Source organism: Trichloromonas sp. (assembly GCF_034006665.1).
Classification (GTDB): Bacteria; Desulfobacterota; Desulfuromonadia; order Desulfuromonadales; family Trichloromonadaceae; genus Trichloromonas.
The window spans coordinates 118,811-130,621 of record NZ_JAVESI010000001.1 but is presented as its reverse complement, the minus strand read 5'-3'; the positions used below and the strand labels follow the sequence as shown (position 1 = coordinate 130,621).

12 protein-coding genes are annotated in these 11,811 nt (G+C 62.3%); 8 read left to right on the top strand and 4 right to left on the bottom strand.

The features are described from left to right. Positions 1–4 precede the first annotated feature (4 nt). The 7 genes from RBR25_RS00625 (at position 5) to RBR25_RS00595 (ending at position 5,760) form a co-directional block, all read left to right on the top strand. Positions 5–547, top strand: coding sequence for a hypothetical protein (locus RBR25_RS00625; RefSeq protein WP_432817582.1), 543 nt, complete (start codon positions 5–7; stop codon positions 545–547). Beyond that, positions 548–1,099: a type II secretion system protein gene (locus RBR25_RS00620; RefSeq protein WP_432817581.1), complete on the top strand. Its 552-nt coding sequence runs from the start codon at positions 548–550 to the stop codon at positions 1,097–1,099. Positions 1,100–1,118: 19 nt separating this feature from the next. Further along, a complete protein-coding gene (locus RBR25_RS00615; protein ID WP_432817580.1) occupies positions 1,119–2,606 on the top strand; it encodes a sensor histidine kinase in 1,488 nt (495 codons plus the stop codon). 2 nt (positions 2,607–2,608) lie between these two features. Further along, positions 2,609–3,979: a sigma-54-dependent transcriptional regulator gene (locus RBR25_RS00610; RefSeq protein WP_432817579.1), complete on the top strand. Its 1,371-nt coding sequence runs from the start codon at positions 2,609–2,611 to the stop codon at positions 3,977–3,979. Positions 3,980–4,177: 198 nt separating this feature from the next. After that, positions 4,178–4,345, top strand: coding sequence for a hypothetical protein (locus RBR25_RS00605; RefSeq protein ID WP_432817578.1), 168 nt, complete (start codon positions 4,178–4,180; stop codon positions 4,343–4,345). Positions 4,346–4,454: 109 nt separating this feature from the next. Then, positions 4,455–5,105 carry an NAD(P)/FAD-dependent oxidoreductase gene (locus RBR25_RS00600; RefSeq protein WP_432817577.1) on the top strand — a complete coding sequence of 217 codons (651 nt, stop codon included), beginning with the start codon at positions 4,455–4,457 and terminating at the stop codon, positions 5,103–5,105. Positions 5,106–5,325: 220 nt separating this feature from the next. Then, on the top strand, positions 5,326–5,760 hold the full coding sequence (locus RBR25_RS00595; protein ID WP_432817576.1) for a hypothetical protein: 435 nt from the start codon (positions 5,326–5,328) through the stop codon (positions 5,758–5,760). Between the two features lie 105 nt (positions 5,761–5,865). Here RBR25_RS00595 and speA read toward each other — a convergent pair whose 3' ends face one another. Continuing rightward, positions 5,866–7,779 (bottom strand): biosynthetic arginine decarboxylase, encoded by a 1,914-nt coding sequence (gene speA, locus RBR25_RS00590; protein WP_432817575.1) that lies wholly within the window; start codon positions 7,777–7,779, stop codon positions 5,866–5,868. Positions 7,780–8,093: 314 nt separating this feature from the next. Between speA and proC the strand changes: the two genes are divergently transcribed. Next, positions 8,094–8,903, top strand: a complete 810-nt coding sequence (gene proC, locus RBR25_RS00585) for a pyrroline-5-carboxylate reductase (protein ID WP_432817574.1) — start codon at positions 8,094–8,096, stop codon at positions 8,901–8,903. A gap of 92 nt (positions 8,904–8,995) precedes the next feature. Here proC and gspN read toward each other — a convergent pair whose 3' ends face one another. From gspN to gspL, 3 genes are read right to left on the bottom strand one after another with little or no spacing between them, the layout of a single operon-like run. Beyond that, a complete protein-coding gene (gene gspN, locus RBR25_RS00580; RefSeq protein WP_432817573.1) occupies positions 8,996–9,895 on the bottom strand; it encodes a type II secretion system protein GspN in 900 nt (299 codons plus the stop codon). Next, on the bottom strand, positions 9,892–10,419 hold the full coding sequence (gspM, locus tag RBR25_RS00575; RefSeq protein ID WP_432817572.1) for a type II secretion system protein GspM: 528 nt from the start codon (positions 10,417–10,419) through the stop codon (positions 9,892–9,894). Before gspM ends, gspN begins: the two co-directional genes overlap by 4 nt. A gap of 3 nt (positions 10,420–10,422) precedes the next feature. Further along, positions 10,423–11,811, bottom strand: a complete 1,389-nt coding sequence (gene gspL / locus RBR25_RS00570; RefSeq protein ID WP_432817571.1) for a type II secretion system protein GspL — start codon at positions 11,809–11,811, stop codon at positions 10,423–10,425.

The window sequence follows — 11,811 nt, the reverse complement described above, 5'->3', positions numbered from 1 at the left end:
GGGCATGGTCTTTGGTTTCAACCATAATTTTCGTTACAAGGGGGGCGTTTACCACGTCCAGACCGAGGACGGCGGGGAGAAGAACCCCCAGGTTGTCACCCTCCTTTACCATGGCGGCACCATTCTCGCGTCGACCAAGACTTCCTACGCCGATCAGCGTGGCGTGGAGCAGCTGGAAAAGCGGGTCGAGGAGCTGATGAAACAGCAGCATCGGGATATGCTGCGGCGGCTCAAGGAAGGGGAGTTCGACGGGCGTATCGAGAACCTCAGGTTCGCAGCCGCTACGCAACTTTCCGGCGCTTCGGGACCTGGAGCGGCTTCGGCTTCGGCCGCATCCGGTCCCTCCCCCTCGTGCGCGACTCCTGCGGGTCCCGCTTCGGCGCCGGGAATTTCGGCCGAGGTGGTGCGTCCCGTCGCCCCACCAGCCGCCGGACCCGCCCCGGTCGCGGCCGCCTCTCCGACGGTCAAGCCGCCTCCGACGAAAGTCCCTGAAGCCCCCAGCCTCGATGACATCATTCTCTCTTATCTTATGGGTGAGGATTCTTGAGTGATGACAGGATTCGCCTCGCGACGCGGTTTTTCCGGAAACCAGCGGGGCGTGACCCTGCTTACGGTACTGGTCATGGTGGTGGTCATCGGTCTCACCCTCGGCATGGCCGGAACGAGCTGGCGCTCGCTCATGCAGCGGGAGCGGGAAGAGGAACTGCTCTGGCGCGGCGATCAGTACCGGCGCGCTTTCGAAAGCTATCGGCAGATCAATCACGGCGGCCTCCGGCGTTCCCCTGAGCGCCTTGAGGATTTGCTCCGTGACCCGCGTTCACTCCAGGTCAAACGCCATTTGCGACGGCTTTATCCCGACCCTATGACCGGCGGCGACTGGGTGGTGGTGAAGGATCCCGCCGGGGGGATCAAGGGGGTGCGCAGTTCGAGCAACGACGAACCCTTCAAGAAAGACGACTTTCCCGAGGAATACGACACCTTCGCCAACCGCGGAAAATACAGCGAATGGGAATTCTCCTACTCGTCCGAGAAGAATCGCGTCGGCACCACGCAAGGCGCGGGCGTACCGACCGCCGCCGGGGATCTTCCGGCCAACTGATTAAAAGCCTGGGGGCGCATTGTTTTTCAAAAGTCTCGTTACGCGCGTCATCTTTTTGCACATTCTGTTGCTAACCGTCGGGATCAGCATTCTGACCCTGTTCCATCTGCAGCGGGAGCATCGGCATCTGGTCGGTTCGACCCGGCAAAACGCCGTCCTGCTGCTGGCCACCATCGAAAAGGCCATCTTTAACAACATGTGTACGGGGCAGAACGACGAGGTGCAGGTGATTCTCCAGTCCGTCGGCGAAAATCCCCAGCTCAGCGCCCTGCGCGTCTTCTCCACCGACGGCACTATTCTCAAGTCGGCGCACCCTGAAGAGATCGGCCAACAGGTGGGCTTCAATGAACTGGCGCTCTTCAAGAACCGGCGTGACCACGCCATTTTCCGCTATGGCGAGCAGGAAATGCTGGGAATTATCAAGCCGATCATGGGCGACACGCGTTGTTACGGCTGCCACGGCAGCGGGCATCAGGTCCTCGGGCTGCTTAACCTGAACTACTCCCTCGCCGATACTCGGCAGAAGCTGCGGGCATCGACCCAGTTTTTCGTCTTTTCTACCCTCGCCATCCTCGTTCTGCTCTCGGTCGGGGCGGCCTTTCTGCTGCTGCGCTTCGTGCGCCGGCCGATTCATTCCCTGATCGAACAGATGTCCCGGGTCGAGCAGGGCGATCTGAGCGGTCGGGTCACCCCCCTGGCTTCCGATGAAATGGGCAGTCTGGCCGGCAGTTTCAACTCGATGGTAGACAACCTGGAGAAAGCTCGTAAAACCCTGGAACAGTACCATTACCAGCAGATGGTGCGAGCCGATCGTCTCGCATCCGTGGGGGAAATGGCTTCCGGCGTGGCTCACGAAATCAAGAATCCCCTGGCCGGCATCGGCAGCGCCATCGCCGTGCTCGCCGATGACTACGCAGAGGACGATCCCCGGCGGCGGATTGTCGCCGAGGTGCTCGAACAGATCAGCCGCCTGAACAAGACCGCCGGCGATCTGCTTTTCTTCGGAAAGCCCGGCGAACCTGATCCCACCTATGTCGATCTCAACGAGCTGGTCAACAAGACGTTGTTCTTCGTCGTCCAGCACCCGGAATCGCGTAATGTTCACCGCGTCAAGAGTCTAGACCAGGATCTCCCCCCTGTCTGGGCCGACGAAAAGCAGTTGCAGCAAGTACTCTTCAACGTCATGATCAATGCTCTCCAGGCCATGGAGCAGGGCGGCACCCTGACCGTGGAGACCGCCCGAGTCGCCGGCGGCAAAGAGTCGCTGGCGCGAATCAGCGTCAGCGATACCGGGCCGGGCATCGCCGAGGGCGAACTGGAGAAGATTTTCTCTCCCTTCTACACCACCAAGGCCCAGGGAACCGGATTGGGCCTGGCCATCTGCCGTCGCCTGATGGAGCAGCAGGGAGGCGACATCCGGGTCGAGAGCCGACTCGGCGAAGGGACTGTCTTTTCCATCGAACTTCCCGTCTCCGCCGGGGACATCGCCAATTGTCAAAGAGGATAACCGTGCGTCAACAGAAAATACTGGTCGTCGACGATGAACATCTGATTCGCTGGTCCCTGGAACAGAACCTGAAGAAGCAGGGGTACGACGTGGTTACCGCCGCCAGCGGTGAAGATGCGCTGAAGCTGGTCAAAGATGACGTTCCCGATCTGATGCTTCTCGACATCCAGCTCCCCGGCATCGATGGGCTGACCGTGCTGGAGCGGGTCAAGGAGATGGAGGCGGAGATCATCGTCATCATGGTCACCGCCCTGGAGGTGCTTGAAACTGCGGTCAAGGCCATGCGCATGGGTGCCTACGACTATATCAACAAGCCCTTCAATCTCGACGAGCTGGCCATCGTCATCAAAAAGGCCCTGGAGAACGGCGAACTCCGTCGCGAGGTGGCGCACCTGCGTTCCGAGCAGTCCCGTAAGTACAGCTCCGGCAGTATCGTCGGCCGCAGCCGGCACATGCAGAATGTCCTCGCCATGGTGGAAAAGGTCGCCAAGAGTGATGCCGGCACGATTCTCATCCAGGGGGAGAGCGGTACCGGTAAGGAGCTGATCGCCAAGGCCATCCACTACCAGAGCAGCCGCGCCGAGCGCCCCTTTTTGGCCATCAACTGCGCGGCGGTACCGGAAACCCTGCTCGAAAGCGAGCTGATGGGGCACGAGAAGGGGGCCTTCACCGATGCCAAGGTGCAGAAGAAAGGCCTGTTGGAGCTCGCCGACGGCGGTACCCTCTTCCTCGACGAGATCGGCGACATGGCTCCCGGCATGCAGGCCAAACTGCTGCGGGTTCTTGAGGACCGCTCTTTCCGTCGGGTCGGCGGCATCAAGGATATCCAGGTCGACGTGCGCATCATCTCGGCCACCAACAAGGATCTGCTCCAGGCCATTGAAGAGAAGGTCTTCCGCGCCGACCTCTACTATCGCATCCAGGTCATCCCCATCCAGCTTCCGGCCCTGCGCGAGCGTCGTGACGACATCATGCCCCTGGTCGAACACTTCATCGCCCATTTCAATCGCGAGTTTGGCAAGTCGGTCAAGGGCGTGTCGAAAATGGCGGAAAAGTTTCTTATTGAGTACGCCTGGCCCGGCAATATCCGCGAGCTACGCAATATCATCGAGCGCGCCATCATCCTCGAAAACGAAGAAACCCTGCTGCTCGAACATCTGCCCCAGGAACTCGTCGCCAAGACCGGCGGTTCCTCCGTCGGCTCTTTCAGCGTTCATCTGCCCGAGGAAGGCATCGACATCGAGGATGTCGAGCGTGAACTGATTCGCCAGGCTCTGGAAACCTCCGAGGGTAACCAGTCGAAGGCGGCCAAGAAGCTCAATCTTGGCATCGACGCCTTCCGTTACCGGATGAAGAAGTTCGGTTTTCTCTGATCGGCAAAGGCGATAAGCCTGTTGTCTTCCGGGCCTGTCGGGTATTTGACGGAAGAATGGTCCTTCCCCGTTTTTTGATAGGGCGCGGCGGGCGGTAAAACGCCGACGCGCTCTAAATTTTTTTCCTCCCCTCCCTTCCCCCCCCCAAGTTTTTCCCCGACCCTTCGATTTCGAGCTCATCTCCATTGCGTCCTGCACATGAAATCCGCGACTGCCGGTCGTTCTATTCCGGATATCGCCACCGAAGCGGTGCGCCGGGCTTGGCGCGAGGACCAGGAGGATCTGTCCGCCAGCGACCGGGGCCGGTTTTCCCACGGCGCGGCAGGCATTCAGCAGCAGGGCGAGCAGGATGAAACAAAGAAATAACGGATGCGCCTGGAGTCTTCCGGGGAGCGTTGGTTGTGGGGAGTTGGTGAAGGAAAAAAGCAGCGGTTGTGCTATTCTTTAATCCTGACTTTTTCGCGGAGGATTTGCCATGGACAAGCCTGATATCGCCCCTACTCACCGTCCCCGGGTGGTCATCATCGGCGGCGGTTTCGCCGGCATCAACGCGGCCAAGGCCTTGCGCGACACGCCGGTGTCGGTACTGGTCGCCGACCGCCGGAACTACCATCTTTTCCAGCCGCTGCTTTATCAGGTGGCGACGGCGGTGCTCTCGCCGGCGGACATCGCTTCGCCGATCCGCAACATCCTCAAGGATCAGGTCAACGCCGAGGTGCGTCTGGCCGAGTTGATCGATATCGACCTCGGGTGGCACGAGGTGTGTTTCAACAATGGGTCGGCCCATTACGACTACCTGATTCTCGCTACCGGCGCCACCCATTCCTACTTTGGCAAAGACGACTGGGAAGAAATCGCCCCGGGCCTGAAGACCATCGATGATGCCCTGGAGATCCGCCGGCGCATTCTGCTTGCCTTCGAGGAGGCGGAATGTGAGGCGGATGAGGAGATCCGGCGCGGGGATCTGACCTTTGTGGTGGTCGGTGGCGGGCCGACCGGGGTAGAACTGGCGGGTGCGCTGATGGAGATCGCCGCCCGCACCATTCCTCACGACTTCCGTTACATTGACACCACCGCCGCTCGTGTGATCTTGGTCGAGGCGGCGGATCGGCTGCTCCAGCGATGAGCCGCCGCGCCGAGCGGAAACTGCGCGAAATGGGGGTGAAGGTGCGTCTGAACAGCCTGGTGAGGGAGATGGAGGAGGGTGCGGTTCTCATATCGGCGAAGAGCGTCTCGCCACCGCCAACGTCATCTGGGCGGCCGGAGTCCAGGGGTCACCGGCGGCGCAATGGCTGAAGACCAATCTCGACCGGGCCGGGCGGGTCAAGGTTGCCCCCGATCTCTCCGTGCCGGGACATCCGGAAATCTTCGTGGTCGGCGACCTCGCCCATGTGGTTGATTCGACCAGCGGCGCGCCGGTGCCGGGGGTGGCGCCAGCGGCCAAGCAGATGGGGGAGTTCGTCGCCAGCGTGATCCGCCGTGAAATCGTTGGTGAAATCACCCCGCCGACCCGTCCCGCCTTCGTTTATCACGACAAGGGAACGATGGCGACCATCGGCCGTTTCAAGGCGGTGGCTGCCATCGGCAAGCACAAGTTCGCCGGAACGTTCGCCTGGCTGCTCTGGTCGCTGATCCATATCTTCTGTCTCGTTGGTTTCCGCCGCCGGGTCTTCGTCATGTTCTCGTGGATCTGGCACTACGCCTCTTTCCACAAAGGGGCGCGCCTGATCACCGGCTCTCCGCGTTTGCGTATCAAAAGCCCGCGTTTGGCGGACGATTAATGCCGCCTTCACGTCCCTGCTTCTCCCTTCTGCACAAAAACAAAAGCGCTTTTCTCGAAAGAAAAGCGCCTTTTGCACGATTCGGCCAAAAGAGCGGTCGTTCGGCTACTTCTCGAAATAGGTGTAACCCTGCAAGCTGGCGGAGAACTCGTTGAGAATCTGCTGTCGCTCCTCGACGCGAATCCGTTTCTCGCGCACCGCCACCTCGGCGATGGCGCGAAAATTCTCGAAGAGCGCCTGGGGGTTGTATTCGACGTAGCTGAGCACGTCGGCGATGCTGTCCCCTTCGATCTCCTTCATGACGTCGTAGCTGCCGTCCTCGTTGATGCGCACGCTGACGATGTTGGTATCGCCGAGCAGGTTGTGCAGGTCGCCGAGGGTTTCTTGGTAGGCGCCGACCAGAAAGACACCGAGCAGGTATTCTTCGTTGGGGTTGACGGCGTGCAAGGGCAGGGTCGGCCGCACCCCGCGACCGGTGATGAAGGTGTCGACCTTGCCGTCGCTGTCGCAGGTGAGGTCGGCGATGATCGCTTCGCGGGTCGGCGCCTCGCCATTGCGGTGCAGGGGAACGATGGGGAAGATCTGGTTGATCGCCCAGGTGTCGGGCAGCGACTGGAAGACGCTGAAATTGCCGTAATAGATGTCCGAGAGACTCTGCCGCAGCCCTTCAAGCCCGGCGGGGATCTCGTCGAGGCCGTCGATGCGCCCGGCGATGGACTGGGCCAAGGCGAGGAATATGTTTTCCGAGAGGGAGCGTTCGCGCAGACTGATTTGCCCCTGGCGGAAGAGGTCGCGGATCTGCCCGCGGATGGCCAACGCCTCGGTGTAGCGGTCGGCCAGGTTGTGATCCTCGATATCCTCGCACAGGTCGAAGAGATGGCGCAGTCGCTTGTGGCTCCCCTCGGGCAGGGTGTCGGGGAGGGAGACCGCCTCGAAGTGCATGACATCGAGGATGTTGAACATCAGCACCGAGGAGAAGGCGACGGTTGCCCGTCCCGATTCGGTGACGATGTGCGGGTGCTTGATCCCCTGTACGTCGAAAGTGGCGCGAATGACGTCGATGATGGCGCGGCAGTAGTCGGCCAAGTCATAGTTGCGCGAGTGGGGATGAATGCTTTGGGTGCCGAGATAGTCGACAGCCAGGCCGCCGCCGAAATCGAGGTAGCCCATGGGCGCGCCTTCCTTGACCAGCGCTGCGTAGTAGCGGCAGGCCTCGAGCACCCCGGCGCGGATGTCGGCGAGGTTGGGGATCTGCGAGCCGAGATGGCAGTGGAGCAGTTGCAGGCAGTCGATCATCCCCAGGTCGTTAAGTTTTTCGAAGATCTCGATGAGCTGGGTCGAGCTGAGGCCGAAGCTGCTGCGGTCGCCACTCGATTCCGTCCACTGGCCGCCGACCTTGGCGTAGACCTTGGCGCGGGCGCCGATCAGCGGACGCACACCAAGGGCGCGGCTGCGGGCGATGACGATGTCCAGCTCGGCCGGCGATTCGATGACGAAGAAGCAACGATAGCCGAGGCGGGTGGCGCGCAGGCCGAGATCGATGAATTCCTCATCCTTGTAGCCGTTGCAGATGAGCAGGGCACCCGGTTGCAGGGAGGCCATAGCCAGCACCAGCTCGGCCTTGCTCCCGGCTTCGAGGCCGTGGCCGTAGCGGGCGCCGAAGCGAGTGATCTCCTCGATGACGTGGCTCTGCTGGTTGACCTTGACCGGGAAGACGCCCCGGTATTCCCCCTGGTAGCCCGTTTCGGCGATAGCTTCACGGAAGGTTTCGTTGAGGTAGATAATCCGGGCGTCAAGCAGATTCTCAATACGCAGCAATACCGGCATGGCGTGATCGCGCTGGGCGATGCCCCGGGCGATTTCCATGAGAGAGACCGCGACCTCACCGTTGGGGAATTTCACCTTGACCGTGATGTCGCCGTTGGCGTCCATGTCGAAAAAGCCGGCGCCCCAGCGCCGGATGCCATAAAGTTCCGCGGACTTTTCCACCGTCCAGCGGGGTGTGGTGCGAGGATTCATGGCGATGAGTTCTCCTGGATCAAGGGGCTGAAAAAGAAAGGGGCGAGGGAAGGAAGGATTTAGCCGCCCTCATGCCGATAGCGGCGCTTTCGGGAAAGGTTTTTTTTACAGTAGCAAGTTCCCGTTGCGACCGCAATCCCGGCTGCGGGTAAGGACGTCCCGCGCGCGGCGGAACCGGGGCGTTATACCGCTAAAGCCCCGAGGGGTCAATGGTTTTTTCATCCTTGCGGGCGCTGGGCACAACCCTTGACAGAGATAAGGCTTTTCGCTTTACTGAAGAGGTCTTGTTGACGACGAAAGGAAGGGAAACCCCCATGGAAAAAATCGACAAAATCGGATTTATCGGAGGCGGCAACATGGCCGAGGCCATCATCAAGGGGCTGCTCGGCGGCGCCTTCCCCGTGGCCCGGCTACTGGTCGCCGAGCCCAGCGACGAGCGGCGGCGCTTGCTGGAGGATCGTTACGGCGTCCGGGTGATCAGCGACAATCGGGAACTGGTCAGAGACTGCGACCTGCTGGTGCTGGCGGTCAAGCCCCAAGTGCGGGAAACGGCGCTGGCCGGGTTTGGCGAACTCTTCAGCGACGACAAGCTGCTGATCTCCATCCTTGCCGGAGTCGGCACCCCTGAGCTGGAGCGGCTTCTCGGCGGACCGCGACGGATCATCCGCGCCATGCCCAACACCCCGGCCCTGGTCGGCGCCGGTGCCACCGCCCTCTGCTCCGGCCGCCACGCCCGCGTCGCCGATCTGCGCACCGCCCAGCATCTGTTCGAAACCGTCGGCATCGTTCAGATTGTCGACGAAGGGCAGATGGATGCCGTGACCGGGCTTTCCGGTTCCGGTCCGGCCTATGTCTTCACCGTCATCGAGGCTCTCGCCGACGGCGGCGTACTTCAGGGTCTGCCCCGGCACACGGCCCTGATGCTCGCGACCCAGACCCTCTTCGGCGCGGCGCGCATGGTCAAGGAGGGCGGCGAACATCCGGCGGTATTGCGCGACAAGGTCTGTTCCCCCGGCGGCACCACGATCGCTGGCGTCCAGGCTCTGGAAGAGGGAGGCCTGCGGGCAACCCTGATGGACGCTGTGGCCAGGGCCACGGAACGGTCGCGGGAGCTGGGTGGGTAGAAAGTGGGGGGGGAGGGAATAGGAAATTCTTCCCCCCTGACAAGGGGGGATTGAAGGGGGTTGAGAAAAGGCCGGTCGCTGACCGGCCTTTTTTAATTCAGGTTGGGGCGGGCGAGGGTGCCGGAAAGGCGCAAGGTAAGGCTGCCATCGGCGGCGGGGGGGGCGAGCAGGGTGAGCAGCTTCCGGAGTTCTCCGTCCATTTCCGCCGTGGTTTTCAGGTTCAGGGTCAGATTCATCCGGCTGGCGGGGAAATTGTCGGCGAGGAGCAGCGAACCGCTGCCGGTCCCGATCAGGTGACCGTCCCGCCCTTCCAGCCGTTCGATTTTGAAGGATTTTCCCTGACCGGTGCCGACCAGTTCCAGGTTGCCCAGTTCCAAAGCGTCACCCTGGGCGCCGAGGGTGCTCAGTCCGGTGAGACGGACCCCGGTCAGGGTCAGGGCCAAGCGGCTCTCGCTTCCGTCCCGAGGGGGCCAGAGACCCGTAAAGGCGCCTTGGGTCAGAACCCCTTCAATCGCCAGCTGTGAATTTTCCAGCAGCGGGAAGGCAAGGCGCAGGTCGCGCAGTTTCAGGTCGAGCTCGCCGTCGCGGCGGGCGAAGCCCTGGGCCTCCCCGCCCAGCAGTTGGGCAGAAAAACTCAAACCGGGATTGCCGCCGAGAAGAGAGCGCCAGAGGGGCGCGGCGACGAGATCTTCGGCCGTGATCGCCATGGCCGGTTGGACCAGGTTCAAGGTGCCCGCGCGGACGCCGATGGTGAAGGGGAGTTGTGGTGTCAGCCCTTCAAGTTCCAGTCGTCCCTGGCCTCGCAGGCGGCTGTTCACTTCCTGCTCCAGGCGCGCTTCCAGGGCCGGTGAGGGAAAGTCGATGAGCAGCCCCGCGAGCCAACCGCAGAGCAGGACCGGCAGGGCTAAAAGGAGCATGAGCAAGGGGCCGCGTCCGGTCGCACCGGGCTGACCGTTGGCGGCGTGGCGATGGAAGGGATTCCAGCGTTTCATCGGTTTCTTCCGTACGCGGCGACGGTCAGCACCGAATCGAGGCGACGCTTATCGTCGAAGCGGGTTTTGATACGCAGGCTCTTTACCTGCAAGGGGGATTCGGCGGTCTCCATGTCGCGCAACAGGCCGACCAGCTGTCCCAGGGCAACCCGTTCGAGTTTGATTTCCACCGATTCTTCGCGGAAGCCTTCCCTTTCCAGCGCCGGTTGCGGGCGCATGGAAACCAGGTTGGCGCGATCGACATGGCGTGCCGCCAGATTTTCCATGAAAGCAAAGATGGAGAAGGTGGTGGCCTGTTCCATTTGCCGCTCGGCCCGGTCGAGGCTCTGCTTCAGCTCAAAATACTGCTCTTGCATGTTGCGCAGTTCGGCCAGCTGTTGCTGCCGGGCGCCAATCTTTCCGTCGAGGCCGTCCATGGCCTGACGGTAGGGGGAGATGACGGCGAACCAGGTAAGCACCGCCAGCAGGAAGAGGCCGCCGGCGAGGAGGATCAGGCGTTCGCGTTGGCTCAGCTGTTGGAACATCGCTTAAGGCTCCTTGCGCAACGGAAGGGTGAGACGGAAATCGACCTGTTTGCCGTCCAGGCTCATGCGTGCGTCGTCGATGCGCACCTCGGCGAAGAGGGGGGATTGGCGCAGACTGTCGCTGAAACGGTTGATGGCGTCGAAGGAAGCGGTTATCCCTTCGAGGCGTACCGCTTCCGCCGTGTAGGTGAACTCGCGGATATCGACGGTGAGATCGGCGGGGGTGCGGCGCGAGATATCATCGAGAGCAAACAGGGCCGAAGGCCCCTCGCCAGTGCCGAGCAGCCCGCTGATTTTGCGCAGCTCTTCCAGCTGCGCGCGCATCTGCAAGGGGGCATCGACGATCGCTTGGTTACCGGGGAAGGTCGCGCGGAAGAGTTGATGCATTTCCTCGCGCAGGTTTTCGGCGACGCGGGCCTTCTGCGCGTAATCGAGATAGGCCGAGACGCCGAGCAGCAGCAGGGAGAAGCCGAGCAGGGCGGCCATGCCCGCCAAGCGTTTTTTCAGCCGTCCCCATTCGCTCTTTAAAGCGAACTCGCCGGTGCGCAGGTTGAAGGCTCGTTCCCGCTCACTGATCCCGGCCCGCCGGGCCAGGGCAAAGGCCGGCAGGAATTCCGCCGGCAGGGGTTCTCCGTGCAGTTCGACCCGAGGGGTTGTCGCCGCCTCACCTGCCTCAAGCAGCGCCTGGACAAGGTGCTCCGTGGCGCCGCTGCCGATCAACAGCCAGGCCGGATGTTCCAGACCGTGGGCGGCGCGCAGGGCATTGCCGGCGCGGCACATCTCCTCGCTCAGTCGGACGCTGTCGCTGAGGACGGCTGGGGGCAGCAACCGGTGATCGACGACCGCGCCGCCGTCGACCAGGGCCAGGGAGCCTTCCGCCTCACCGAGGATGGCGAGGAGGCCGTCGGGCATCATCTCCCCCAGGCCCCGGACGTGACTGTGGGGGGTCAGGCCGAGGATGTTGAGGGGGATATCCCGGCGGTCGAAAGGCTCCAGGGTAGCAGCGATGGTGGCTCGGTCCACGGCCGCCGCCGCCAGGGTGAAGCCCGCTTCCCCGGGGATGGCCTTCTCCATGGCGAAGCCGAAACTCTCGCCGGTGACAGGTAACTGTAGGGAAAAGGCCATGGGGAGCGCGGCGGAGATTTTTTTCTCTTCGGCGAAAGGGAAGCTCAGTCGCCGGAAATAGGTGCATCCGGCGGGGAGGGCGGTGGCCATCCGGTCGCCGAGACGGGTTTCGCCGAGGAGGCGGCGCAGGCTTTCCGCCGGATCCTCGCCCTCGGTCCGGGGCTCGCGTCGGGCGTCGATCAGGGTCCGTTTGCCCTGGCTTTCCTCGATTAAAACGGCACGCATATGCCGGGCGTCAATATCGATGCCGATCAGTCGTCTCGCCAT